This window comes from Vibrio gallaecicus (assembly GCF_024347495.1).
Classification (GTDB): domain Bacteria; phylum Pseudomonadota; class Gammaproteobacteria; order Enterobacterales; family Vibrionaceae; genus Vibrio; species Vibrio gallaecicus.
Map to the genome: position 1 here is coordinate 2,935,968 of NZ_AP025490.1, position 21,762 is coordinate 2,957,729.

At 43.8% G+C, this 21,762-nt stretch carries 36 protein-coding genes; 3 read left to right on the plus strand and 33 right to left on the minus strand.

Annotation, left to right across the window (positions count from 1 at the left end; genetic code table 11):
• The first annotated feature begins 5 nt into the window (after nucleotides 1-5).
• Entirely contained in the window at nucleotides 6-845 is an 840-nt protein-coding gene (locus OCU78_RS12790) for a DMT family transporter (protein ID WP_137375145.1), read from the plus strand.
• Nucleotides 846-889: 44 nt separating this feature from the next.
• Here OCU78_RS12790 and OCU78_RS12795 read toward each other — a convergent pair whose 3' ends face one another.
• On the minus strand, nucleotides 890-1,447 hold the full coding sequence (locus tag OCU78_RS12795; protein WP_137375144.1) for a LysM-like peptidoglycan-binding domain-containing protein: 558 nt from the start codon (nucleotides 1,445-1,447) through the stop codon (nucleotides 890-892).
• A 211-nt stretch (nucleotides 1,448-1,658) separates the two neighbouring features.
• Here OCU78_RS12795 and OCU78_RS12800 point away from each other — a divergent pair, with 211 nt between their 5' ends.
• Nucleotides 1,659-2,279: an FKBP-type peptidyl-prolyl cis-trans isomerase gene (locus tag OCU78_RS12800; RefSeq protein ID WP_137375143.1), complete on the plus strand. Its 621-nt coding sequence runs from the start codon at nucleotides 1,659-1,661 to the stop codon at nucleotides 2,277-2,279.
• 115 nt (nucleotides 2,280-2,394) lie between these two features.
• Nucleotides 2,395-2,889: a DUF2780 domain-containing protein gene (locus tag OCU78_RS12805; protein ID WP_137375142.1), complete on the plus strand. Its 495-nt coding sequence runs from the start codon at nucleotides 2,395-2,397 to the stop codon at nucleotides 2,887-2,889.
• A 227-nt stretch (nucleotides 2,890-3,116) separates the two neighbouring features.
• Here the strand turns inward: OCU78_RS12805 and rplQ are convergent, their stop codons facing one another.
• From rplQ to fusA, 32 genes are all read right to left on the minus strand, one after another.
• Nucleotides 3,117-3,497, minus strand: coding sequence for a 50S ribosomal protein L17 (rplQ, locus tag OCU78_RS12810; RefSeq protein ID WP_004729812.1), 381 nt, complete (start codon nucleotides 3,495-3,497; stop codon nucleotides 3,117-3,119).
• A 24-nt stretch (nucleotides 3,498-3,521) separates the two neighbouring features.
• Nucleotides 3,522-4,514, minus strand: coding sequence for a DNA-directed RNA polymerase subunit alpha (locus tag OCU78_RS12815; RefSeq protein WP_004729813.1), 993 nt, complete (start codon nucleotides 4,512-4,514; stop codon nucleotides 3,522-3,524).
• A 22-nt stretch (nucleotides 4,515-4,536) separates the two neighbouring features.
• Complete coding sequence (rpsD, locus tag OCU78_RS12820) at nucleotides 4,537-5,157, minus strand: 30S ribosomal protein S4 (protein ID WP_137375141.1); 621 nt, start codon at nucleotides 5,155-5,157, stop codon at nucleotides 4,537-4,539.
• 31 nt (nucleotides 5,158-5,188) lie between these two features.
• On the minus strand, nucleotides 5,189-5,578 hold the full coding sequence (gene rpsK, locus OCU78_RS12825) for a 30S ribosomal protein S11 (protein WP_004738778.1): 390 nt from the start codon (nucleotides 5,576-5,578) through the stop codon (nucleotides 5,189-5,191).
• Between the two features lie 19 nt (nucleotides 5,579-5,597).
• Nucleotides 5,598-5,954 carry a 30S ribosomal protein S13 gene (gene rpsM, locus OCU78_RS12830; protein ID WP_004738779.1) on the minus strand — a complete coding sequence of 119 codons (357 nt, stop codon included), beginning with the start codon at nucleotides 5,952-5,954 and terminating at the stop codon, nucleotides 5,598-5,600.
• 148 nt (nucleotides 5,955-6,102) lie between these two features.
• Nucleotides 6,103-6,216 (minus strand): 50S ribosomal protein L36, encoded by a 114-nt coding sequence (gene rpmJ, locus OCU78_RS12835; protein WP_000868186.1) that lies wholly within the window; start codon nucleotides 6,214-6,216, stop codon nucleotides 6,103-6,105.
• 39 nt (nucleotides 6,217-6,255) lie between these two features.
• Entirely contained in the window at nucleotides 6,256-7,590 is a 1,335-nt protein-coding gene (gene secY / locus OCU78_RS12840) for a preprotein translocase subunit SecY (RefSeq protein ID WP_137375140.1), read from the minus strand.
• A 20-nt stretch (nucleotides 7,591-7,610) separates the two neighbouring features.
• Entirely contained in the window at nucleotides 7,611-8,045 is a 435-nt protein-coding gene (rplO, locus tag OCU78_RS12845; RefSeq protein ID WP_137375139.1) for a 50S ribosomal protein L15, read from the minus strand.
• A gap of 6 nt (nucleotides 8,046-8,051) precedes the next feature.
• Nucleotides 8,052-8,228 carry a 50S ribosomal protein L30 gene (gene rpmD, locus OCU78_RS12850; protein ID WP_004736756.1) on the minus strand — a complete coding sequence of 59 codons (177 nt, stop codon included), beginning with the start codon at nucleotides 8,226-8,228 and terminating at the stop codon, nucleotides 8,052-8,054.
• A gap of 7 nt (nucleotides 8,229-8,235) precedes the next feature.
• Nucleotides 8,236-8,736 (minus strand): 30S ribosomal protein S5, encoded by a 501-nt coding sequence (gene rpsE, locus OCU78_RS12855; protein WP_137375137.1) that lies wholly within the window; start codon nucleotides 8,734-8,736, stop codon nucleotides 8,236-8,238.
• Between the two features lie 14 nt (nucleotides 8,737-8,750).
• Nucleotides 8,751-9,104: a 50S ribosomal protein L18 gene (rplR, locus tag OCU78_RS12860; RefSeq protein ID WP_137375136.1), complete on the minus strand. Its 354-nt coding sequence runs from the start codon at nucleotides 9,102-9,104 to the stop codon at nucleotides 8,751-8,753.
• Nucleotides 9,105-9,113: 9 nt separating this feature from the next.
• Nucleotides 9,114-9,647, minus strand: coding sequence for a 50S ribosomal protein L6 (gene rplF / locus OCU78_RS12865; protein WP_137375135.1), 534 nt, complete (start codon nucleotides 9,645-9,647; stop codon nucleotides 9,114-9,116).
• 13 nt (nucleotides 9,648-9,660) lie between these two features.
• The gene (gene rpsH / locus OCU78_RS12870) at nucleotides 9,661-10,053 is read right to left on the minus strand and encodes a 30S ribosomal protein S8 (RefSeq protein ID WP_017061309.1); all 393 of its coding nucleotides are present in this window, start codon (nucleotides 10,051-10,053) and stop codon (nucleotides 9,661-9,663) included.
• Nucleotides 10,054-10,082: 29 nt separating this feature from the next.
• Nucleotides 10,083-10,388: a 30S ribosomal protein S14 gene (gene rpsN, locus OCU78_RS12875; RefSeq protein WP_004738789.1), complete on the minus strand. Its 306-nt coding sequence runs from the start codon at nucleotides 10,386-10,388 to the stop codon at nucleotides 10,083-10,085.
• A 17-nt stretch (nucleotides 10,389-10,405) separates the two neighbouring features.
• On the minus strand, nucleotides 10,406-10,945 hold the full coding sequence (gene rplE, locus OCU78_RS12880) for a 50S ribosomal protein L5 (protein ID WP_137375134.1): 540 nt from the start codon (nucleotides 10,943-10,945) through the stop codon (nucleotides 10,406-10,408).
• Between the two features lie 24 nt (nucleotides 10,946-10,969).
• The gene (gene rplX / locus OCU78_RS12885) at nucleotides 10,970-11,287 is read right to left on the minus strand and encodes a 50S ribosomal protein L24 (protein ID WP_137375133.1); all 318 of its coding nucleotides are present in this window, start codon (nucleotides 11,285-11,287) and stop codon (nucleotides 10,970-10,972) included.
• Between the two features lie 11 nt (nucleotides 11,288-11,298).
• Nucleotides 11,299-11,670, minus strand: a complete 372-nt coding sequence (rplN, locus tag OCU78_RS12890) for a 50S ribosomal protein L14 (RefSeq protein ID WP_004738793.1) — start codon at nucleotides 11,668-11,670, stop codon at nucleotides 11,299-11,301.
• Between the two features lie 162 nt (nucleotides 11,671-11,832).
• Entirely contained in the window at nucleotides 11,833-12,087 is a 255-nt protein-coding gene (rpsQ, locus tag OCU78_RS12895; protein WP_137375132.1) for a 30S ribosomal protein S17, read from the minus strand.
• A complete protein-coding gene (gene rpmC, locus OCU78_RS12900) occupies nucleotides 12,087-12,278 on the minus strand; it encodes a 50S ribosomal protein L29 (protein ID WP_004736737.1) in 192 nt (63 codons plus the stop codon). The genes rpsQ and rpmC overlap by 1 nt, the downstream gene beginning before the upstream one ends.
• Nucleotides 12,278-12,688, minus strand: coding sequence for a 50S ribosomal protein L16 (gene rplP / locus OCU78_RS12905; RefSeq protein WP_004736736.1), 411 nt, complete (start codon nucleotides 12,686-12,688; stop codon nucleotides 12,278-12,280). The genes rpmC and rplP overlap by 1 nt, the downstream gene beginning before the upstream one ends.
• Nucleotides 12,689-12,699: 11 nt before the next feature.
• Nucleotides 12,700-13,398 (minus strand): 30S ribosomal protein S3, encoded by a 699-nt coding sequence (rpsC, locus tag OCU78_RS12910; protein WP_004736734.1) that lies wholly within the window; start codon nucleotides 13,396-13,398, stop codon nucleotides 12,700-12,702.
• Between the two features lie 18 nt (nucleotides 13,399-13,416).
• A complete protein-coding gene (gene rplV / locus OCU78_RS12915) occupies nucleotides 13,417-13,749 on the minus strand; it encodes a 50S ribosomal protein L22 (RefSeq protein WP_004736732.1) in 333 nt (110 codons plus the stop codon).
• Between the two features lie 10 nt (nucleotides 13,750-13,759).
• Complete coding sequence (gene rpsS, locus OCU78_RS12920) at nucleotides 13,760-14,038, minus strand: 30S ribosomal protein S19 (RefSeq protein ID WP_004736729.1); 279 nt, start codon at nucleotides 14,036-14,038, stop codon at nucleotides 13,760-13,762.
• Between the two features lie 19 nt (nucleotides 14,039-14,057).
• Complete coding sequence (rplB, locus tag OCU78_RS12925; RefSeq protein ID WP_137375131.1) at nucleotides 14,058-14,882, minus strand: 50S ribosomal protein L2; 825 nt, start codon at nucleotides 14,880-14,882, stop codon at nucleotides 14,058-14,060.
• 15 nt (nucleotides 14,883-14,897) lie between these two features.
• Nucleotides 14,898-15,200: a 50S ribosomal protein L23 gene (gene rplW, locus OCU78_RS12930; protein WP_137375130.1), complete on the minus strand. Its 303-nt coding sequence runs from the start codon at nucleotides 15,198-15,200 to the stop codon at nucleotides 14,898-14,900.
• A complete protein-coding gene (rplD, locus tag OCU78_RS12935; RefSeq protein WP_137375129.1) occupies nucleotides 15,197-15,799 on the minus strand; it encodes a 50S ribosomal protein L4 in 603 nt (200 codons plus the stop codon). Before rplD ends, rplW begins: the two co-directional genes overlap by 4 nt.
• Before the next feature lie 16 nt (nucleotides 15,800-15,815).
• Entirely contained in the window at nucleotides 15,816-16,445 is a 630-nt protein-coding gene (gene rplC / locus OCU78_RS12940; protein ID WP_004736763.1) for a 50S ribosomal protein L3, read from the minus strand.
• Nucleotides 16,446-16,459: 14 nt separating this feature from the next.
• Nucleotides 16,460-16,771 (minus strand): 30S ribosomal protein S10, encoded by a 312-nt coding sequence (gene rpsJ, locus OCU78_RS12945; RefSeq protein WP_004736761.1) that lies wholly within the window; start codon nucleotides 16,769-16,771, stop codon nucleotides 16,460-16,462.
• Nucleotides 16,772-17,153: 382 nt separating this feature from the next.
• Complete coding sequence (bfr, locus tag OCU78_RS12950; RefSeq protein ID WP_137375128.1) at nucleotides 17,154-17,636, minus strand: bacterioferritin; 483 nt, start codon at nucleotides 17,634-17,636, stop codon at nucleotides 17,154-17,156.
• 80 nt (nucleotides 17,637-17,716) lie between these two features.
• Nucleotides 17,717-17,905 (minus strand): (2Fe-2S)-binding protein, encoded by a 189-nt coding sequence (locus tag OCU78_RS12955; RefSeq protein WP_137375127.1) that lies wholly within the window; start codon nucleotides 17,903-17,905, stop codon nucleotides 17,717-17,719.
• Nucleotides 17,906-18,212: 307 nt separating this feature from the next.
• Entirely contained in the window at nucleotides 18,213-19,397 is a 1,185-nt protein-coding gene (gene tuf, locus OCU78_RS12960; RefSeq protein ID WP_137375015.1) for an elongation factor Tu, read from the minus strand.
• A gap of 146 nt (nucleotides 19,398-19,543) precedes the next feature.
• Nucleotides 19,544-21,640: an elongation factor G gene (fusA, locus tag OCU78_RS12965; RefSeq protein WP_137375126.1), complete on the minus strand. Its 2,097-nt coding sequence runs from the start codon at nucleotides 21,638-21,640 to the stop codon at nucleotides 19,544-19,546.
• Nucleotides 21,641-21,762 lie beyond the last annotated feature (122 nt).

Sequence of the window (21,762 nt, forward strand, 5' to 3'; positions counted from 1 at the left end):
CAACCATGAGTAATATTACAATTGGAATCCTACTTTTGGTTGCAGGGAATTTTTTTGCTTCATTATCAGATGTGGCAGTGAAAGCACTACAAGGTGATGTTCAACCTTTCCAGTACATGTTCATTCGCCAGTTGTTTTCCTTAGTCTTAATCACTCCTCTGTGGTTAAAACAAACTAGAACACAAAAGAAACTTCAACAAAAAAGCATTACTTTAATTAGAGCCCACCTCATTCTTATTGGGAGCGGCTGTATGGTAATGGCTATCACTTATTTACCACTAGCGACCGCCAATGCTGTTTTCTATACTGCTCCTCTCTTAATGCTGCCCCTTTCTTTTGTTTTGCTTAATGAGAAGCCAGCTGCAGGGAAAGTTTTAGCCACGATAATCGGTTTTTTTGGGGTTTTAATTGTTCTTCGACCATCTCAATTTCATTGGGCGGCGCTATTTGCATTGGGGACAGCATGCACTCTTGCTCTTTTCAATATACTGGTTAGAAAGTTACCCAAAGAGCAAACTGTAATAACCACCTTATGGTGGACAACCATATTATCCTTACCTACCTCGTTTTTATTAACCGCTGGGTATTGGCAGCCAATCAGTCATACCAATATTGCCTATGTAGCTTTGAGTGCAGCACTGATTTTAGGCTACAACGGGCTGGCGGTATTAGCTTATAAAAAGGCGCATTCAAGCGAAATTGCCCTAGCGGAATATTCAGGACTTATCTTTGTTGCATTATTCGGGGTGCTTTGGTTTGATGAAATACCAGACTGGATAACATTGATTGGCATTCTTTTGATTGTGCTTCCACTCATTCCATTTAAAAAACGAAAAAAGAGCTAACAATTAGCTCTTCTTTAAATTCAATGCGGCAGTCAATAATAATTTTATTTACTACGACCAAAACCCCCATCAGATAAACGGAAAAACATCACTGACGATGTCCCCTTCTCTAACTGAAGTATATCTAATTGACCAGATTCCTGTAGTTTGAATCGAACCAACTGACCTTTTCTGATTTGACTAAGCGGCTTATCTTGACCTTCAATTTTGACGAGAGCGTTGAGATCAGCTTGAGACAACTTATTATTTCTAAATACTTGGGCAAGCGTATCACCTTGCTGTACTAAATATTCACGCCAGTCATTGGATTGAGGAGGTTGCTGCTTAGCTCCAGCTTGTTCACTCAAACCTACAGTACTAATCTCTAATTCAACTCGACTGGTAGCTTCTTGCGGATCTTTTGAAGCTTCTGGAACCGGAATGAAGAACAAAATAATAACAATGGGAGCAAGAACTAAGAGTAGCTTTCGATGCAATGACGGCAATAATGCCCAAAAAGCGGCAATTCGATTTCGCACTTGAGAGACGTCAACTGCACTTAGCTTATCTTTAATGGAAGCTAAATGATCAACTTTCTGCTTTTTTTTCTGACGACGATTCATACTATTCCGCCTTTTAAATGAATAACTACAGTATAAAAAGCAATTCGCACTGAGTATAGTTCTTTCCACCATAACAAGAACCAGGTACATAAATTTACAGTCAATGTGATTCGGTAGCCAAACGTAACCGGAATTGACCAAGCCAACCGTTTCTTCATGCTCTCAATACTGGTATTCTTACCTTTTTAGTAATGATAAAAGAGTGACATTCATGTCTGAAGTAAAATTTGAAACTGTAGAGCAAAAAGCAAGCTACGGCATCGGCCTACAAATGGGTCAACAACTAGCAGGTTCTGGTCTTGAAGGCCTAAACGTTGACGCTATCGCAGCTGGTATCGCAACTGCTCTTACTGGCGACATGCCAGCTATTGAGATTGACGAGATCAACAATGCACTACAAGAACTTCACACTCGTGGTGAAGCAGCTCGTCAAGAACTAGCTAAAGTTGCAGCAGCCGACGGTGAAGCTTTCCTTACTGATAACGCTCTACGTTCAGAAGTAACAGTTCTTGAGTCTGGTCTTCAATACGAAGTACTAACTGAAGGTACTGGTGAAGTTCCAACGTCTGACAAACAAGTACGTGTTCACTACCACGGCGAGCTAACAGACGGTACTGTTTTTGATAGTTCAGTATCTCGCGGTCAACCAGCAGAATTCCCAGTAACTGGCGTAATTCAAGGTTGGGTTGAAGCTCTACAACTAATGCCTGTAGGTTCTAAGTGGAAACTATACATTCCACAAGACCTAGCATACGGTGAGCGCGGAGCAGGTGCTGCAATCCCACCATTTGCGGCTCTAGTATTTGAAGTTGAGCTTCTAGCAATTCTGTAGTTAAAACAGACTGCTACAAGTAATAAAGTTAAAATAATGCACGGTGATGTGACAACATCGCCGTTTTTCGTTTATAGTGGTGATGTTTAATTACTTTATTACTTAAGGACGAATAATGAAGAAAGTACTTATTACTGCACTATGCAGCTTAACAGTTACCTCATGTGCAAGCACTTCTGATTCATCGACCCCATCAATTACATCTGGTATTGATTATTCTCAACTAAGCCAAACCGCATTAATGGCTGCCGTGGACATGTGGGCTCAGCAGAATGAAAGTTCATCACTCGCAGACACATTAGCAAAAGAAACTTCAGTTACTGGAGACCAAGCACTAGGTGGTGTAGGTTCTCTTCTTGCATTAGCTCAAAATTCACTAAGCACATCTGATTCTCAAGAGTTATCTTCATTGATTCCAGGTGCCTCAACACTAGAAAGCTCAGGTTTAACATCTTTGCTTCAATCAAAAGGGGCAGTTGAAAGTGCGTTTAGCAGCTTAGGTATGGATCCATCTCTTGTTACTACTTTCGCACCAATCATCCTTCAAGTTTTACAAACACAAGGTGCAAGTAGCTCACTATTAAGCTCTTTAGGTTCGATCTGGCAATAAGTCGTTAAAGAAAGAACAAGAAATCAAAGGGCACTATAGGTGCTCTTTTTTATAGCGATATGTAGCTAACCTGAATTCATAGAGTTAATTGATAAGCTAGTTAGAACGAAAAGATAAGCTTGGTAATTAGTATCCTAAATACTGTTTTCGAATAATAAACTCAGTTATTACAGACGCAAAAAAGCCGAGCTAATGCTCGGCTTTTTGTATTAAGAATCTAGTATAGATTACTCAGCAGCTTCTTCAGCAGCTGGGCGGTCTACAAGCTCAATGTAAGCCATTGGAGCTTTATCACCAGTACGGAAACCACATTTAAGAATGCGAGTGTAACCACCTTGGCGAGCCGCGAAACGCGGACCTAGTTCATTAAATAGTTTTGCAACAACTTCGTTATCACGAGTGCGTGCAAATGCAAGACGACGGTTAGCAACACTGTCTGTCTTAGCTAGGGTAATCAATGGCTCAATTACGCGACGTAGTTCTTTTGCTTTAGGCACGGTAGTTTTAATAACTTCGTGACGAACAAGAGAGCTAGCCATGTTGCTGAACATCGCTTTGCGATGACTGCTGTTGCGGTTGAGTTGACGACCACTTTTACGATGGCGCATGACCTAATCCTTCTAACTTTTCGATTAATCTTCAGCGATTGACGCTGGTGGCCAGTTTTCTAGACGCATGCCTAGAGAAAGACCACGTGAAGCAAGCACATCTTTAATCTCTGTAAGAGATTTCTTACCAAGGTTTGGCGTTTTAAGTAGCTCAACCTCAGTGCGCTGTACAAGATCACCGATGTAGTGAATCGCTTCTGCTTTCAAACAGTTAGCAGAGCGAACTGTTAGTTCAAGATCGTCTACAGGACGCAGTAGGATAGGATCGAATTCTGGCTTCTCTTCCTTCTCCTCAGGTACACGTACATCACGAAGATCTACGAACGCATCCAATTGTTCAGCTAAAATTGTAGCTGCACGACGGATTGCTTCCTCAGGTTCAAGAGTACCGTTCGTTTCCATATCGATAACAAGCTTATCCAAATCTGTACGCTGTTCTACACGTGCAGCTTCTACAGCATAGGCGATTTTATCAACCGGGCTGTAAGTAGCGTCAACGAGTAGACGACCGATTGGACGCTCATCTTCTTCAGTATGGATACGAGCTGAAGCTGGAACGTAACCACGACCACGTTCAACTTTGATACGCATAGCGATCTCAGCGTTGTCATCCGTTAGGTGACAAATAACGTGCTCAGGGTTAGCGATCTCTACATCACCATCGTGGGTGATGTCACCTGCAACAACAGGGCCTGAGCCTGATTTATTCAGTGTAATAAACACTTCATCTTTGCCTTCAGCAACGCGTACAGCCAAACCTTTAAGGTTTAAAAGGATTTCTAGGATATCTTCCTGAACGCCTTCTTTAGTACTGTATTCGTGTAGCACACCTTCAATTTCAACTTCTGTTACGGCACAACCCGGCATAGAAGATAGAAGAATGCGGCGAAGAGCATTACCTAGAGTGTGGCCGAAACCGCGCTCTAATGGCTCAAGAGTTACTTTCGCGTGTGTCGTATTGATCTGTTCAATGTCAACAAGACGCGGCTTAAGAAATTCTGTTACAGAACCCTGCATTGTGTCCTCTCTTTTTTTAACCTTACTTAGAGTAAAGTTCGACGATCAAGTGTTCATTGATGTCAGCTGATAGATCAGAACGTTCAGGCATACGCTTGAATGTACCTTCCATTTTGCCAGCATCTACTTCAATCCAAGTTGGCTTTTCACGTTGTTCAGCAACTTCTAGAGCAGCTTTAATACGAGATTGCTGTTTAGCTTTCTCGCGAATAGATACAACGTCATTTGCCGCTACTTTGAAAGAAGGAACGTTTACAACTTTACCGTTAACTAGGATAGACTTGTGGCTAACTAGTTGACGAGATTCAGCGCGAGTAGCACCAAAACCCATACGGTAAACTACGTTATCAAGACGACCTTCAAGAAGCTGAAGTAGGTTTGCACCTGTGTTGCCTTTAAGACGTGCAGCTTCTTTGTAGTAGTTACGGAATTGCTTTTCTAGAACGCCGTAGATACGACGAACTTTTTGCTTCTCACGAAGCTGAACGCCATACTCAGATAGACGACCGCGACGAGCGCCGTGTACACCTGGTGCGTTATCAATTTTACACTTGGTCTCGATCGCACGGACACCAGACTTAAGAAATAAGTCAGTACCTTCGCGACGGCTAAGCTTAAGCTTAGGGCCCAAATATCTTGCCATGATCTTTCTCCAATATTCCTAGAAACGAAACTTAAACGCGACGTTTCTTAGGTGGACGACAACCGTTATGAGGGATTGGTGTCGCATCAACAATGTTAGTGATACGGAAACCAGCAGCGTTCAGTGCACGAACAGTAGATTCGCGACCTGGACCTGGACCCTTAACCATAACTTCCAAGTTCTTTAGGCCATATTCTTTAGCCATTTCACCACAACGCTCAGCTGCAACTTGTGCTGCGAACGGAGTAGATTTACGAGAACCACGGAAACCTGAACCACCTGCTGTAGCCCATGCAAGAGCATTGCCTTGACGGTCAGTGATAGTTACGATTGTGTTGTTGAAAGAAGCATGGATGTGCGCTACGCCATCAGCTACTTGCTTGCGTACGCGCTTGCGCGCGCGAGTTGGTTGTTTTGCCATTGTACTCTACCTTATCCGACTATTTCTTGATCGGCTTGCGCGGACCCTTACGGGTGCGAGCGTTGGTTTTAGTACGCTGTCCACGTAGTGGTAGACTGCGACGATGACGAAGACCGCGGTAACAGCCAAGGTCCATAAGACGCTTGATGTTCATCGATACTTCACGACGTAGATCACCTTCTACAGTGTATTTAGCTACACCATCACGCAGTTGATCGATCTGCTCTTCAGTTAGTTCACTGATCTTAGCATCTTCAGCAATACCCACTTCAGCTAGAATAGCTTGAGAGCGAGTTTTACCAATACCGTAGATTGCAGTTAATGCAATTACAGAATGCTTATGATCAGGAATGTTAATGCCGGCTATACGGGCCATTATTCACTCCTAAGGGGTTCATAAAAGAATTATCCGCAGCAAAGCCCGTTATGGATACGCTGCGGCATACTACTTCTTTTGCACGCAAAAGGTAGGCCGAGAAATATACTCGACTCTACCTTGTATTTCAAGTAAAAATTTCTGCTAATTAGCCTTGGCGTTGCTTATGCTTTGGCTCACTGCAAATCACGCGAACGACACCGTTACGCTTGATAACTTTACAGTTACGGCAGATTTTTTTAACGGAAGCACGAACTTTCATTGCTAAACTCCGTAAATGGAATTGAAATGTTACTGTCGATTAACGACCGTAGCCTTTCAAATTCGCTTTCTTTAACACAGAATCATACTGTTGTGACATCAGATGAGTCTGTACCTGTGCCATGAAATCCATGATAACTACCACTACGATTAGTAGTGAAGTGCCGCCAAAGTAGAAACGAACGTTCCACGCGACCATCATGAACTCAGGAATCAGACATATAAAGGTAATGTATAGAGCACCTGCAAGGGTTAATCTAGTCATCACTTTATCGATATATTTCGCTGTCTGCTCACCTGGGCGGATACCGGGTACGAATGCACCAGACTTCTTCAAGTTATCTGCTGTTTCGCGAGGGTTAAATACCAACGCTGTATAAAAGAAACAGAAGAAAATAATCGCTGCTGCATAAAGCATTACATACAAAGGCTGACCAGGGCTAAGAGCCAAAGACACATCAGTTAACCAACCGAATGCGCTGCTCTCACCATTTTGACCAAACCACTGCGCTAATGTTCCTGGGAACAAAATAATACTAGATGCAAAAATTGCGGGTATTACGCCTGCCATATTAATTTTAAGAGGCAAGTGTGAACTTTGTGCTGCAAAAACCTTACGACCTTGTTGACGCTTTGCATAGTTAACGACGATACGACGTTGACCACGCTCCATGAAAACTACGAAGTAGATTACAGCAAAAGATAATACCGCAATAAACAGTAGAAGAAGTACGTGCAATTCACCTTGACGCGCTTGCTCGATTGTTTGACCGATTGCTGAAGGCAATCCAGCAACAATACCTGCAAAAATCAGAATGGAAATACCATTACCGATTCCTCGCTCAGTGATTTGTTCACCTAACCACATTAAGAACATGGTACCAGTTACTAAACTCACGGTAGCAATTAGCGTAAACATGGTTTGGTTGATAACAACCAGATTATCGACCATGTTTGGTAAGCCAGTTGCAATACCAATAGCTTGGAATGTTGCAAGTACAAGCGTGCCGTAGCGTGTATATTGGCTTATCTTACGACGGCCTGCTTCACCCTCTTTCTTGAGTTCCGCTAACGCTGGATGAACTACAGTTAGCAATTGGACAACAATAGATGCCGAAATATACGGCATAATGCCCAATGCTAATATAGATGCACGCTCAAGAGCACCACCGGAGAACATGTTAAACATTTCTACGATGGTACCTTTTTGCTGTTCGAACAAATCGGCAAGTACAGCCGCGTCAATACCAGGGATCGGCACAAAAGAGCCGGCTCGGAATACTAAAAGTGCACCAATTACGAATAATAAGCGCGACTTTAGTTCACTTAAGCCGCTCTGAGCACTACGAAAATCTTGTCCTGGTTTCTTAGCCATCTGTACCTCGTTCCTCGAGATTATTCCTCGATTTTGCCGCCTGCAGCTTCGATTGCAGCTTTAGCGCCTTTAGACACGCGTAGACCTTTAACAGTCACAGCTTTACTAAGGTCACCAGAAAGAACGATTTTTACAAATTCAATGTTCTTAGTGATAACGTTAGCAGCTTTAAGGCTGTTAAGATCAACTACGTCACCTGTTACTTTCGCTAGCTCAGCTAGACGAACTTCAGCAGACACTAGGCTCTTACGAGAAGTGAAACCGAATTTAGGTAAACGTTGTTTTAGAGGCATTTGACCGCCTTCAAAACCTGGACGAACAGAGCCGCCAGAACGTGACTTTTGGCCTTTATGACCACGGCCAGCAGTTTTGCCAAGGCCAGAACCGATACCACGACCTACACGCTTCTTAGAAGGTTTAGAGCCAGCAGCCGGTGATAGAGTATTCAAACGCATTTCTGATTACTCCTCAATCTTAACCATGTAGTAAACCTTGTTGATCATACCGCGTACGCACGGAGTATCTTCAAGTTCTACTGTATGGTTGATGCGACGAAGACCTAAACCTTTAAGACACGCTTTGTGCTTAGGTAGGCGACCAATTGAGCTTTTAGTTTGAGTTACTTTAATAGTTGCCATCGTGTTCTTACTCCGAAATAGATTCAACAGTTAGACCACGTTTAGCAGCAACCATTTCTGGTGACTTAACGTCTGCTAGAGCACCAATCGTTGCGCGAACAACGTTGATAGGGTTCGTTGAACCGTATGCTTTAGAAAGTACGTTATGTACGCCTGCAACTTCAAGTACAGCACGCATTGCGCCACCGGCGATTACACCTGTACCTTCTGCAGCTGGCTGCATGTAAACTTTAGAGCCCGAATGACGACCTTTCACCGGGTGGTGAAGTGTGCCTTCGTTAAGTGCAACTGTAACCATGTTACGGCGCGCTTTTTCCATTGCTTTTTGAATCGCAGCAGGTACTTCACGAGCTTTGCCGTAACCGAAACCTACGCGACCATTACCGTCACCAACTACAGTTAGTGCAGTAAAGCTCATGATTCGACCACCTTTAACCGTCTTAGATACACGGTTAACTGCGATTAGCTTTTCTTGCAAATCATTAGCTTGTTGTTGTTCTTTAGCCATCTTCCAACCCTACCTTAGAATTTCAGACCAGCTTCGCGAGCAGAATCTGCTAGCGCCGCTACTCGACCGTGGTATTGGAAACCAGAACGATCAAATGCAACTGAAGCTACGCCTTTTTCAAGAGCGCGCTCAGCAACAGCTTTACCAACTGCTGCAGCTGCATCGATGTTACCAGTACTCTTCACTTGCTCACGGATCGCTTTTTCTACAGTAGAAGCTGCGGCGATAACCTCAGAGCCATTAGATGCGATAACTTGAGCGTACACATGGCGTGGAGTACGATGTACTACCAAGCGAGTTGCACCAAGTTCTGCAATCTTACGACGTGCGCGTGTAGCACGACGGATGCGAGATGCTTTCTTATCCATAGTGTTACCTTACTTCTTCTTAGCTTCTTTAGTACGCACATTTTCATCTGCGTAACGAACACCTTTACCTTTATAAGGCTCAGGTTCACGGTAAGAACGAATGTCAGCCGCAACTTGACCAACTAATTGCTTATCGCAACCAGTAATAACGATCTCAGTTTGGCTAGGGCACTCTGCTTTAATACCTTCAGGTAGAGCGTGCTCTACTGGATGTGAGAAGCCAAGAGTAAGGCCTACAGCGTTGCCTTTCATAGCAGCACGGTAACCTACACCTTTAAGAGTTAGCTTCTTAGTAAAGCCCTGAGTAACACCAACAACCATGTTGTTAACAAGTGCACGAGCAGTACCTGCTTGTGCCCAAGCGTTAGCAACACCTTCGCGTGGACCGAAAGTTAGGTTGTTTTCTTCCTGTGCAATCACTACTGCGTTGTTTAGAACGCGAGTTAGCTCACCTTTGTCACCTTTTACAGTGATTTCTTGGCCGTTTAGTTTCACCTCTACGCCAGCTGGAATAGCGACAGGTGCTTTAGCAACACGAGACATAATCTACTCCTTATTAAGCTACGTAACAGATGATTTCACCGCCAAGACCTGCCTTGCGAGCAGCACGGTCAGACATCAGACCCTTGGAAGTTGAAACAACAGCAATACCAAGACCACCCATCACAGTCGGTAGCGAGTCTTTATTTTTATAAACTCGAAGACCTGGACGTGATACACGTTTGATTTGCTCGATTACAGGTTTAGCTTGGAAGTACTTAAGAGTAACTTCTAGCTCAGGTTTTGCTTCGCTGTTAACAGCGAAGTCTACGATGTAACCTTCAGCTTTAAGTAATGCAGCAATTGCAACTTTAAGCTTTGAAGAAGGCATTTTTACAGCAACTTTGTTTGCTGCCTGACCGTTACGAACGCGGGTCAGCATATCCGAAATCGGATCTTGCATGCTCATAAGATATACTCCAAATGATTAAGTGGCAATTACCAGCTAGCCTTACGAAGACCCGGAATCTCGCCTTTCATGCAAGCTTCGCGAACCTTAATACGGCTTAGACCGAATTTACGTAGGTAACCGTGTGGACGACCAGTTTGGTTGCAACGGTTGCGCTGACGTGATGCACTTGAATCACGTGGAAGGGATTGCAGTTTAAGAACCGCATTCCAACGATCTTCTTCAGATGCGTTAACATCGCTAATGATAACTTTTAGCGCAGAACGCTTTTCAGCGAATTTTGCTACTAGTTTCGCACGTTTAGCTTCACGTGCTTTCATTGATTGTTTAGCCATAACAGTAACCCTACACCCTATTTACGGAATGGGAAGTTAAAGGCAGCCAGCAGAGCTCGGCCTTCCTCATCGGAACCAGCGGTTGTCGTGATAGTGATATCAAGACCGCGGATACGATCGACTTTATCGTAGTCGATTTCCGGAAAGATGATTTGCTCGCGAACGCCCATGCTGTAGTTACCGCGTCCGTCAAAAGACTTAGCGCTAACACCACGGAAATCTCGTACACGTGGAAGAGCAATAGAGATTAAACGCTCTAAAAATTCCCACATGCGCTCACCACGCAAGGTTACTTTACAACCAATTGGGTAGCCTTCACGAATTTTGAAACCAGCTACAGATTTACGAGCTTTCGTGATAAGTGGCTTTTGACCAGAGATCGTTGCCATATCAGATGCTGCGTTTTCTAGCAGTTTCTTATCGTTGATTGCTTCACCAACGCCCATGTTTAGGGTGATTTTATCAATCCTAGGGACTTGCATGACGCTTGTGTAGCTGAACTCTTTGGTAAGCTCAGCGACTACAGACGACTTGTAGTAATCATGCAGTTTCGCCATAGTAGAACTCCAAATTACTTCTAATTAGTTAGAAACGATTTCGCCGTTAGATTTAAAGAAACGAACTTTCTTACCATCTTCAATACGGAAACCGATGCGGTCTGCTTTACCAGTAGCCGCGTTGAAAACTGCAACGTTAGAAGCATCAATTGCTGCTTCTTGTTCAACGATGCCGCCTTGTTGACCTAGAGCCGGTACAGGCTTTTGGTGTTTTTTAACAAGGTTGATGCCTTCAACGATAACTTTACCAGTTGTCAGAACCTTAGTTACTTTACCTTTCTTGCCTTTATCTTTACCAGCAAGAATGATTACTTCGTCGTTACGACGGATTTTAGCTGCCATGTTGCCGCTCCTTACAGAACTTCAGGTGCTAGTGACACAATCTTCATGAATTTCGCATTACGAAGTTCACGAGTCACAGGACCAAAGATACGTGTGCCGACTGGTTGCTCAGTAGTGTCATTTAACAATACACAAGCATTACTGTCGAAGCGAATGACAGAACCGTCTGGGCGACGAACGCCTTTACGGGTGCGCACTACTACCGCCTTCAGAACATCACCTTTTTTTACTTTACCGCGAGGAATTGCTTCTTTCACTGTAACCTTGATGATGTCACCGATATGTGCATAACGGCGGTGAGAGCCACCCAGGACCTTAATACACATTACCTTGCGCGCACCAGAGTTATCTGCAGCGTCAAGTGTACTTTGCATTTGGATCATTGTTAGTGCTCCGCTATATGTTTAAAACTAGACCCTCTCGGGTCGGGCTGCCTCTTTAAAAGGGACGCGAATTGTACCACCCTTTTTTTCAATTGGGTAGACAAAAAACAAGCGGCTCCAAAAAAACTTTGGAGCCGCTTATAAGTCATAGCTTTACGATGATTAAATCTTCGCTTTTGCTATAACTTTAACCAATGTCCAAGACTTAGTCTTAGACAGAGGACGACACTCAGCGATTTCAACTTTGTCGCCTAGGCCACAAATGTTGTCTTCGTCGTGTGCGTGTACTTTGGTCGTGCGTTTGATGAACTTACCGTAAATTGGGTGTTTTACAGTGCGCTCAATAGCAACTACGATAGACTTGTCCATCTTGTCACTTACTACACGGCCTTGCTGGATGCGGTTAGTCTCGCTCATTATGCGCCTGCCTTTTCAGTCAAAACAGTTTTCACACGTGCGATATCACGGCGTACAGCTTTTAGAGTATGAGTTTGCTGAAGTTGACCAGTAGCAGCTTGCATGCGCAAGTTGAACTGTTCACGTAGCAAATTCAATAGCTCAGCATTAAGCTCTTCAACGTTTTTCTCGCGTAGATCTTGTGCTTTCATCACATCACCTGCTTAGTTACAAAAGTAGTTTTAACAGGCAGTTTACGCGCCGCTAGGCGGAACGCTTCACGTGCCAACTCTTCAGGTACGCCATTCATCTCGTACATAACCTTGCCAGGTTGGATTTGAGCAACCCAGTACGCAACTGAACCTTTACCTTTACCTTGACGAACTTCAAGAGGCTTTTCAGTAATAGGCTTGTCTGGGAACACACGGATCCAGATTTGACCTTGACGTTTAATGTGACGTGTCATAGCACGACGTGCCGCTTCGATTTGACGTGCAGTCAGGCGACCACGGCCAACAGCTTTAAGACCGAATTCGCCGAAGCTTACTTCAGTACCTTTAGCTAGACCACGGTTACGACCAGTCATAACCTTGCGGAACTTAGTACGTTTTGGTTGTAGCATCGTTCGACTCCTTACTTACGGCCTTTACGCTGCTTCTTAGGCTTATCGCCTTTAGGCTCTACTGCGTTAGCAGCTGGCATACCGCCTAGAATCTCACCTTTGAAGATCCAAACTTTAATGCCGATCACACCGTATTGAGTGTGAGCCGAAGAAGTTGCGTAATCAATGTCTGCACGTAGAGTGTGTAGAGGCACACGGCCTTCACGGTACCACTCTGAACGTGCGATTTCAGCGCCGCCTAGACGACCACCTACTTGTACTTTGATGCCTTTAGCGCCTAGACGCATAGCATTTTGTACCGCACGCTTCATTGCACGACGGAACATAACACGACGCTCTAGTTGAGACGCGATGCTATCAGCTACAAGCTGACCATCTAGCTCAGGCTTACGTACTTCAGCGATGTTAATTTGCGCTGGTACACCTGCGATTTTAGCTACAGCTGCGCGTAGCTTCTCTACGTCTTCACCTTTCTTACCGATAACAACGCCAGGACGAGCAGTGTGAATAGTCACACGGATGCTCTTAGCTGGACGCTCGATAACGATACGAGATAATGATGCTTTTTGTAGTTCCTTTGTAAGGAACTGACGTACCTTGAAGTCGCCGTCTAGGTTGTCAGCGAATTCGTTGGTATTAGCAAACCATGTAGCATTCCAAGGCTTGACGATGCCAAGACGAATACCATTAGGATGTACTTTCTGACCCATTGCTTACTCTCCTAGTCTTTAGCGATCTGCTACAACAATAGTGATGTGGCTTGAACGCTTCAAGATACGATCCGCACGACCTTTAGCACGAGGCATAATACGCTTCATGATAGGGCCCTCATCTACGAAGATTTTAGCGACATTTAGATCGTCGATATCTGCACCTTCGTTATGTTCCGCGTTAGCGATAGCTGACTCAAGAACTTTCTTAACTAAAACAGCAGCTTTTTTGTTGCTGAAAGTTAGAATTTCTAGAGCTTGGTCTACCGACTTACCGCGAATTTGGTCTGCAACTAAGCGAGCTTTCTGTGGAGAAATACGAGCAAAGTTATGTTTAGCTAAAGCTTCCATCATCTACTCCTTATTTCTTCTTAGCTTTCTTATCTGCAGCATGACCGCGATAAGTACGAGTTGGTGCAAATTCGCCCAGTTTGTGACCGATCATTTCTTCGGTAACGAAAACTGGAACGTGCTGACGACCATTATGGACAGCGATGGTCAAACCAATCATTGTTGGGATGATCATTGAGCGACGGGACCAAGTCTTAATAGGCTTTTTGTCTCCGCTTTCCACCGCTTTCTCTACCTTCTTCAGCAAGTGTAGGTCAATAAAAGGACCTTTCTTGAGAGAACGTGGCATGGCGATTCCTCTTTATAAATTATTTAGTGCGACGACGTACGATGTACTTGTCAGTGCGCTTGTTCTTACGAGTCTTGAAGCCCTTAGTAGGAACGCCCCAAGGAGAAACTGGGTGACGACCACCAGATGTGCGGCCTTCACCACCACCATGTGGGTGATCCACCGGGTTCATTACTACACCACGTACGGTTGGACGTACGCCGCGCCAGCGTGAAGCACCAGCTTTACCAAGTTCACGTAGCATATGCTCAGAGTTACCAACTTCACCGATCGTTGCACGACCTTCAGAAAGTACTTTGCGCATTTCACCAGAACGTAGACGGATAGTTACGTATGCACCATCGCGAGCGATGATTTGAGCATAAGCACCAGCCGAACGAGCTAGTTGAGCACCTTTACCAGGCTTAAGTTCAACACAGTGTACAGTAGAACCTACTGGGATGTTGCGCATCGGCAGAGTGTTACCTGCTTTGATTGCAGCATCTACACCAGATTGGATCTGATCACCTGCTTGAACACCTTTTGGTGCAATGATGTAACGACGCTCACCGTCTGCGTACAGAACTAGAGCGATGTTAGCACTACGGTTTGGATCGTATTCTAGACGCTCAACTTTCGCTGGGATACCGTCTTTAGTACGCTTAAAGTCAACAACACGGTAATGGTGCTTGTGACCACCACCAATGTGACGTACTGTAATACGACCGTTGTTGTTACGACCGCCATTCTTAGAGTTTTTCTCTAAAAGTGGAGCGTATGGCTTACCCTTGTGTAGGTCAGCGTTAACAACTTTAACGACGTGACGACGACCAGGGGAAGTCGGCTTACATTTAACAATAGCCATTTTTAACTACTCCTGTTATTCCGCACCGCCAGCGAAGTCAAGATCTTGACCTTCTTTCAAAGTAACGTAGGCTTTCTTAACGTCTGAACGACGGCCTTCACGCATACCTTGACGCTTAGTCTTACCCTTAAGAACAAGAGTATTTACAGATTTAACTTCAACTTCGAATAGCTTTTCTACAGCTGCTTTGATCTCTTTCTTAGTTGCATCTTTAGCTACTTTGAAAACGATAGTGTTCGCTTTCTCAGCCGCCATAGTTGCTTTTTCAGAGATGTGTGGAGCACGTAGAACTTTTAGTAGACGCTCTTCAGTGATCATGCCAGCATCTCCTCAACTTGCTTAACTGCGTCAGCAGTCATTAGAACCTTGTTGAATGCAATTAGAGATACTGGATCAATACCAGCAACATCACGTGCATCAACTTTATATAGGTTACGAGCAGCTAAGAATAGATTCTCATCTACTTCGCCAGTTACAATCAGAACGTCGCTTAACTCAAGTTCATTAAGTTTAGCTACTAATTCTTTTGTTTTTGGTGCTTCTACAGAGAAGTTATCAACAACGATTAAACGCTCTTGACGAACTAGCTCAGACAGAATGCTCTTCATAGCACCGCGGTACATTTTTTTGTTTACTTTTTGGCTGTGATCTTGTGGTTTCGCAGCAAAAGTAACACCACCTGTACGCCAGATTGGGCTACGAATTGTACCAGCACGTGCACGGCCAGTACCTTTTTGGCGCCATGGCTTAGCACCGCCGCCTGATACTTCAGAACGAGTCTTTTGAGCACGAGTACCTTGACGAGCACCTGCTGCGTATGCAACAACTACTTGGTGTACTAGAGCTTCGTTAAAGTCACGTCCGAAAGTAGTCTCGGAAACAGTTAGTGCATCAGCACCTTTAACTATCAATTCCATTACTTACTCCTAGACGTTATGCTTTAACAGCAGGTTTTACGATCACGTTACCGCCTGTTGAGCCTGGTACTGCACCTTTAATAAGAAGCAGATTGCGCTCAGCGTCAACACGTACGATCTCTAGGTTTTGAGTCGTAACACGCTCAGCACCCATGTGACCTGCCATTTTCTTGCCTTTAAACACGCGACCTGGAGTTTGACATTGGCCAATTGAACCCGGTGCACGGTGAGACAAAGAGTTACCGTGAGTCATATCTTGAGTAGAGAAGTTCCAACGCTTGATAGCGCCTTGGAAGCCTTTACCTTTAGATGTACCAGTAACGTCTACTTTTTTAATTTCATTGAAAAGTTCTACGTTTAGCTCAGCGCCAACTTCAAACTCTTCACCGTTTTCTAAACGGAATTCCCAAAGACCGCGGCCTGCTTCAACACCAGCTTTCGCAAAGTGACCAGCTTCAGGCTTAGTTACACGGTTAGCTTTCTTAGCACCAGTAGTTACTTGGATTGCTGCGTAGCCGTCTGTCTCAAGAGTTTTAACTTGAGAAATACGGTTCGCTTCAACCTCAACAACAGTTACTGGGATAGAAACGCCTTCTTCAGTAAATACGCGGGTCATACCCACTTTACGTCCGACTAGACCAATCATTATTCTTATCTCCCTTAACCTAGGCTGATTTGAACATCAACGCCAGCAGCAAGATCAAGACGCATTAGAGCATCAACAGTTTTGTCTGTTGGCTCAACGATGTCGATCAAACGCTTGTGAGTACGAATTTCGTACTGGTCACGTGCATCTTTGTTGACGTGTGGAGAGGTAAGAACAGTGAAACGCTCTTTACGAGTAGGTAGTGGAATAGGACCACGAACCTGTGCGCCGGTACGTTTTGCTGTTTCAACGATTTCCGCAGTTGAAGCATCGATTAACTTGTAATCGAAAGCTTTAAGGCGGATACGAATACGTTGGTTCTGCATGAGACAGAGCTCCAATAATAATTAATTACACAAACAATATCGCCACTCAAGCTCGAAAAGACGAGAGAATGCCGATTGATTTATGTGAAACCGTAGCATCCAAAATTAGGACGCATTGTCAGTTAACTTTTTAAGCCTTTCTCTAGAGAGAACAACTATTTATATTAACCGCGAACATAAGCTGAGTATACATTACCAGGCTTCGCCTGCTCCTCATCGCTTATTGGTTCACAACCAGCGTTAGCCAGTGCGATGCATTATACAGATCACATAATAGGTTGCAAGTAGTGTTTGAAAATTAATCGAGAGGTTTTCAGCAGAGTATTTTTTTAGGAAGAAATGAATCGGTTCTTAGTTTTAACTAAGAACCGCTGTTTTGCTTTTATGCATCGTCTTCATCAACATATTGCGCTTGTAGATAATTTTCTATACCTGTTAATTTTATTAGACCAAGCTGTGTTTCCAGCCAATCGACATGTTCTTCTTCATCTTCGAGAATATCTTGGAATAGATCACGAGAAACATAGTCATGCGTGTCTTCAGCGTATGCAATTGCATTCTTTAAATCTGGAATTGCTTTCATCTCAACATCTAGATCACTTTCTAACATTTCCTTGGTATCTTCACCAATATTTAATTTCCCTAAGTCTTGTAAGTTTGGAAGACCTTCAAGAAAGAGTATACGTTCTATTAAGTGGTCAGCATGTTTCATTTCATCGATAGACTCATGATACTCTTTATCTGCGAGATGTTTTAATCCCCAGTCTTTGTACATTCTTGCATGTAGGAAATATTGATTGATGGCAACAAGCTCATTACCTAGGATTTTGTTGAGATGTTGAATAATGATTGGATCACCTTTCATAGCACAGCCCTCCTCTTTGGCTCTTCTAACTGTAGAACCAATTCGAGAACTGTCAAAAAGTTAGTATTAAGCTTTAGCGACTAACTTGCCTGTTTGAACAGGTCTTTTGCGAATTCATTGATAATCTCTTTTGCTGGTCGTACACACTTACCACATTGGCTACCTAGTGCCGTACATTTTTTTAGCCCTCTAATATCAGTAATGCCTTCTTCGACAACGAGCTTACGAATTGTTTTATCCGACACGCCATGACACAAACAAACGAACATATAATTTTCCAGAAACTTGCTTAATTACAAATATAAAAAGTAATCATTCTTATTACCAGTTCTATTTAAGGTAATTCTAGAACGTTTTGTTATAGGAGAATGACAAAGCACTAGATTGGAAGTAATGCGCTAAGGGATGAGCATAAAGGGAAATTTTTAAGCAACTGTATTTATTGGCAGTATTTACTAGACAGCAAAAAAAAGTGTTCTGTTTTACTTATAACTAAAATACAAAAAGGGAAGCCGAAGCTCCCCTTTTTCAGATGCGTGCTCTTCTAATGAAGAGTGTACAAAAATCTAAATGCTATTAAGCGAAGATTTTAGCTACAACACCAGCACCAACTGTACGGCCACCTTCGCGGATTGCGAAACGTAGACCTTCGTCCATTGCGATTGGAGCGATTAGCTCAACAGTCATTTGAACGTTGTCACCTGGCATTACCATTTCTACGCCTTCAGGTAGAGTGATATCGCCTGTTACGTCAGTTGTACGGAAGTAGAACTGTGGACGGTAACCCTTGAAGAAAGGAGTGTGACGGCCGCCTTCGTCTTTAGAAAGTACGTATACTTCAGACTCAAACTTAGTGTGTGGGTTGATTGAACCTTTCGCAGAAAGTACTTGACCACGTTCAACGTCATCACGCTTAGTACCACGTAGAAGTGCGCCAACGTTCTCACCTGCACGACCTTCGTCAAGCAGCTTACGGAACATTTCAACACCAGTACAAGTAGTAAGAGTAGTCTCTTTGATACCAACGATTTCTACTTCGTCACCTACACGTAGGATACCGCGCTCGATACGACCAGTAACAACAGTACCACGACCTTGAATTGAGAATACATCTTCAATAGGAAGTAGGAATGGTAGGTCAACAGCACGCTCTGGAAGTGGAATGTAAGAATCTAGTGCTTCTGCAAGCTCAACGATCTTGTCTTCCCACTGCTTTTCGCCGTTTAGAGCGCCAAGTGCAGAACCTTGAATTACTGGAAGGTCGTCTCCTGGGTACTCGTACTCAGAAAGAAGTTCACGAACTTCCATTTCTACTAGCTCAAGTAGCTCTTCGTCATCAACCATGTCACATTTGTTCATGAATACGATGATGTAAGGGATACCAACTTGACGACCAAGTAGGATGTGCTCACGAGTTTGTGGCATAGGGCCATCTGTAGCAGCAACAACTAGGATACCGCCGTCCATTTGAGCAGCACCAGTGATCATGTTTTTAACATAATCGGCGTGTCCAGGACAGTCTACGTGTGCGTAGTGACGTTCAGGAGTATCGTACTCAACGTGAGAAGTTGCGATTGTGATACCGCGCTCACGCTCTTCTGGAGCGTTATCGATAGATGCGAAGTCTTTTGCTTCACCACCGTACACTTTAGAAAGTGTAGTACAGATAGCAGCTGTTAGAGTTGTTTTACCGTGGTCAACGTGGCCGATAGTACCAACGTTTACGTGCGGTTTCGTACGTTCAAATTTTTCTTTAGACACAATCGTGTTCCTTCCTAGTTATGATTCGCCACGTTCATTATTGAGCGAGACGCGCCAGAAATTGCTATTTTATGCGCCAACTCTCGCTAGCGCAATATTTGGACGCATTGATCTTTCAAAAAATGAAAAAAATGCATCCCTTTTGTTTAACCACGCTCTGCAATGATTGCATTAGCAACATTTTTTGGCACTTCAGCGTACTCACTAAACTCCATAGAGTAAGAAGCACGACCTTGTGTCGCAGAACGTAAATCAGTTGCGTAACCGAACATGACAGACAACGGAACTTGTGCACGAATTATCTTCAGGCCAGCTGTCCCCTCGTCCATACCTTCGATGAGGCCACGGCGACGGTTAATATCGCCAACAACATCACCCATCCAGTCTTCTGGAGTAGTTACTTCAACTTTCATCATAGGCTCAAGCAGTACAGGTTGCGCTTCAAGTGCTCCTGTTCTGAAAGCCATAGAGGCAGCGATTGTAAACGCCATCTCACTTGAATCTGTTTCATGGTATGAACCATCATATAGTGTAGCTTTGATATCCAAAACTGGATAGCCAGCAAGTACACCATTATTCATCTGCTCTTCTACGCCTTTAGCGACTGAGCTAATAAATTCTTTTGGAACTATACCGTTATCAATTTCATTCACAAAGACAAAACCTTCACCAACTTCAGCTGGTTCTAGTTTCAACCATACGTGACCGTATTGCCCTTTGCCGCCGTGCTCACGGATAAATTTACCTTCAGCTTTCGCAGTACCACGAATCGTTTCACGATAAGCTACTTGCGGGTTACCTACGTTGCAATTTACGCTAAACTCACGCTTCATACGATCAACGATGATATCTAAATGTAATTCACCCATACCTGAAATCAGAGTCTGACCTGTCTCATCGTCCGTTTCTACACGGAAAGATGGATCTTCTGCTGCTAGTTTACCTAGTGCGATGGTCATTTTATCTTGATCGGCTTGAGAGCGAGGCTCTACAACGATCTGAATTACTGGGTCAGGGAACTCCATACGCTCTAGAACAATTTTATGGTTCTGGTCACATAAAGTTTCACCTGTAGTCACATCTTTAAGGCCAATAATAGCGGCGATGTCACCTGCTCGTACTTCTTTCACTTCTTCACGCTTGTTTGAGTGCATTTGTACAATGCGCCCTAAACGTTCACGTTGCTTTTTAACTGAGTTATAAGCAGTTTTACCGCTTTCAACAACACCAGAATAAACACGGACGAAAGTTAAAGTACCAACAAACGGGTCTGTTGCAATTTTAAAGGCTAGTGCTGAGAACGGTTCTTTGTCGTCAGCATGACGCTCTGCTTCATTCTCGTCTTCATCGATACCTTTAATTGCAGGAACATCGACTGGAGAAGGAAGGAAATCAACAACTGCATCTAGAACAGCTTGTACACCTTTGTTTTTGAATGCACTACCACAAGTAGCCAGTACAATTTCATTATTAAGAGTACGAGTACGAAGACCTTGTTTGATTTCTGCTTCTGTTAACTCACCTTCTTCAAGGTACTTATCCATCAGCTCTTCATTTGCTTCTGCAGCCGCTTCCACAAGTTCAGTACGGTATTCTTCAGCCATTTCCTGCATATCTGCTGGAATGTCTTCATACGTAAAGGTCATGCCTTGGTCAGCTTCGTTCCAGTTGATTGCCTTCATTTTGATAAGATCGACAACGCCTTGGAAGTTTTCTTCAACACCAATGTTAAGTTGAATCGGAACAGGAGTCGCACCTAGGCGATCCTTGATCTGTTCAACTACGCGCAAGAAGTCTGCGCCAGTACGGTCCATTTTGTTAACGAAAACCATACGTGGAACTTGGTATTTATCAGCTTGACGCCATACTGTCTCTGACTGAGGTTCAACACCAGATGAGCCACAGAACACAACAACAGCACCATCAAGTACACGCAAAGAACGTTCTACTTCGATAGTGAAGTCAACGTGTCCAGGAGTGTCGATGATATTGATACGGTGATCTGGGTACTGAGCTTCCATACCACGCCAAAACGTAGTAGTCGCTGCTGAAGTGATCGTAATACCGCGCTCTTGCTCTTGCTCCATCCAGTCCATGGTTGCTGCACCATCGTGAACTTCGCCGATTTTGTGAGAAAGACCGGTATAGAACAGAATACGTTCACTAGTGGTTGTTTTACCTGCATCTACGTGAGCAACGATACCAATATTACGGTATTGCTCTATAGGAGTTTTACGAGCCACGGTTGAATCCTCTTAACTTAGAGACTTAGGGACTATTGCTTATGCCTAGGGATTAAATTTGCTTGCCCTAGAAATAGCAATAGTTCCTAGCATACGCATAGGAACTAAAGAAGTGCAGCAAG

Excerpts from the sequence above, each read along its gene's own strand:
- rplW (WP_137375130.1), bottom strand. The coding sequence starts at position 15,200 with ATGATCACTGAAGAGCGTCTACTAAAAGTTCTACGTGCTCCACACATC.
- rplD (WP_137375129.1), bottom strand. The coding sequence starts at position 15,799 with ATGGAATTGATAGTTAAAGGTGCTGATGCACTAACTGTTTCCGAGACT.
- rpmC (WP_004736737.1), bottom strand. The coding sequence starts at position 12,278 with ATGAAAGCACAAGATCTACGCGAGAAAAACGTTGAAGAGCTTAATGCT.
- rpmD (WP_004736756.1), bottom strand. The coding sequence starts at position 8,228 with ATGGCAACTATTAAAGTAACTCAAACTAAAAGCTCAATTGGTCGCCTA.
- rplN (WP_004738793.1), bottom strand. The coding sequence starts at position 11,670 with ATGATCCAAATGCAAAGTACACTTGACGCTGCAGATAACTCTGGTGCG.
- OCU78_RS12795 (WP_137375144.1), bottom strand. The coding sequence starts at position 1,447 with ATGAATCGTCGTCAGAAAAAAAAGCAGAAAGTTGATCATTTAGCTTCC.
- rpsD (WP_137375141.1), bottom strand. The coding sequence starts at position 5,157 with ATGGCAAGATATTTGGGCCCTAAGCTTAAGCTTAGCCGTCGCGAAGGT.
- OCU78_RS12800 (WP_137375143.1), top strand. The coding sequence starts at position 1,659 with ATGTCTGAAGTAAAATTTGAAACTGTAGAGCAAAAAGCAAGCTACGGC.
- rplQ (WP_004729812.1), bottom strand. The coding sequence starts at position 3,497 with ATGCGCCATCGTAAAAGTGGTCGTCAACTCAACCGCAACAGCAGTCAT.
- secY (WP_137375140.1), bottom strand. The coding sequence starts at position 7,590 with ATGGCTAAGAAACCAGGACAAGATTTTCGTAGTGCTCAGAGCGGCTTA.
- rpsQ (WP_137375132.1), bottom strand. The coding sequence starts at position 12,087 with ATGAGCGAGACTAACCGCATCCAGCAAGGCCGTGTAGTAAGTGACAAG.
- rpsK (WP_004738778.1), bottom strand. The coding sequence starts at position 5,578 with ATGGCAAAACAACCAACTCGCGCGCGCAAGCGCGTACGCAAGCAAGTA.
- rplR (WP_137375136.1), bottom strand. The coding sequence starts at position 9,104 with ATGGATAAGAAAGCATCTCGCATCCGTCGTGCTACACGCGCACGTCGT.
- rplX (WP_137375133.1), bottom strand. The coding sequence starts at position 11,287 with ATGGCAGCTAAAATCCGTCGTAACGACGAAGTAATCATTCTTGCTGGT.
- rplC (WP_004736763.1), bottom strand. The coding sequence starts at position 16,445 with ATGATTGGTCTAGTCGGACGTAAAGTGGGTATGACCCGCGTATTTACT.
- rplB (WP_137375131.1), bottom strand. The coding sequence starts at position 14,882 with ATGGCTATTGTTAAATGTAAGCCGACTTCCCCTGGTCGTCGTCACGTC.
- rplV (WP_004736732.1), bottom strand. The coding sequence starts at position 13,749 with ATGGAAGCTTTAGCTAAACATAACTTTGCTCGTATTTCTCCACAGAAA.
- OCU78_RS12805 (WP_137375142.1), top strand. The coding sequence starts at position 2,395 with ATGAAGAAAGTACTTATTACTGCACTATGCAGCTTAACAGTTACCTCA.
- OCU78_RS12815 (WP_004729813.1), bottom strand. The coding sequence starts at position 4,514 with ATGCAGGGTTCTGTAACAGAATTTCTTAAGCCGCGTCTTGTTGACATT.
- rplE (WP_137375134.1), bottom strand. The coding sequence starts at position 10,945 with ATGGCGAAACTGCATGATTACTACAAGTCGTCTGTAGTCGCTGAGCTT.
- OCU78_RS12790 (WP_137375145.1), top strand. The coding sequence starts at position 6 with ATGAGTAATATTACAATTGGAATCCTACTTTTGGTTGCAGGGAATTTT.
- rpsN (WP_004738789.1), bottom strand. The coding sequence starts at position 10,388 with ATGGCTAAACAATCAATGAAAGCACGTGAAGCTAAACGTGCGAAACTA.
- rpsC (WP_004736734.1), bottom strand. The coding sequence starts at position 13,398 with ATGGGTCAGAAAGTACATCCTAATGGTATTCGTCTTGGCATCGTCAAG.
- rpsJ (WP_004736761.1), bottom strand. The coding sequence starts at position 16,771 with ATGCAGAACCAACGTATTCGTATCCGCCTTAAAGCTTTCGATTACAAG.
- rpsH (WP_017061309.1), bottom strand. The coding sequence starts at position 10,053 with ATGAGCATGCAAGATCCGATTTCGGATATGCTGACCCGCGTTCGTAAC.
- rplP (WP_004736736.1), bottom strand. The coding sequence starts at position 12,688 with ATGCTACAACCAAAACGTACTAAGTTCCGCAAGGTTATGACTGGTCGT.
- rplO (WP_137375139.1), bottom strand. The coding sequence starts at position 8,045 with ATGCGTTTGAATACTCTATCACCGGCTGCTGGCTCTAAACCTTCTAAG.
- bfr (WP_137375128.1), bottom strand. The coding sequence starts at position 17,636 with ATGAAAGGTGATCCAATCATTATTCAACATCTCAACAAAATCCTAGGT.
- rplF (WP_137375135.1), bottom strand. The coding sequence starts at position 9,647 with ATGTCTCGTGTTGCTAAAGCACCTGTCGCTATTCCAGCTGGCGTAGAG.
- rpsM (WP_004738779.1), bottom strand. The coding sequence starts at position 5,954 with ATGGCCCGTATAGCCGGCATTAACATTCCTGATCATAAGCATTCTGTA.
- rpsS (WP_004736729.1), bottom strand. The coding sequence starts at position 14,038 with ATGCCACGTTCTCTCAAGAAAGGTCCTTTTATTGACCTACACTTGCTG.
- rpmJ (WP_000868186.1), bottom strand. The coding sequence starts at position 6,216 with ATGAAAGTTCGTGCTTCCGTTAAAAAAATCTGCCGTAACTGTAAAGTT.
- OCU78_RS12955 (WP_137375127.1), bottom strand. The coding sequence starts at position 17,905 with ATGTTCGTTTGTTTGTGTCATGGCGTGTCGGATAAAACAATTCGTAAG.
- rpsE (WP_137375137.1), bottom strand. The coding sequence starts at position 8,736 with ATGGCTAAAGAACAACAACAAGCTAATGATTTGCAAGAAAAGCTAATC.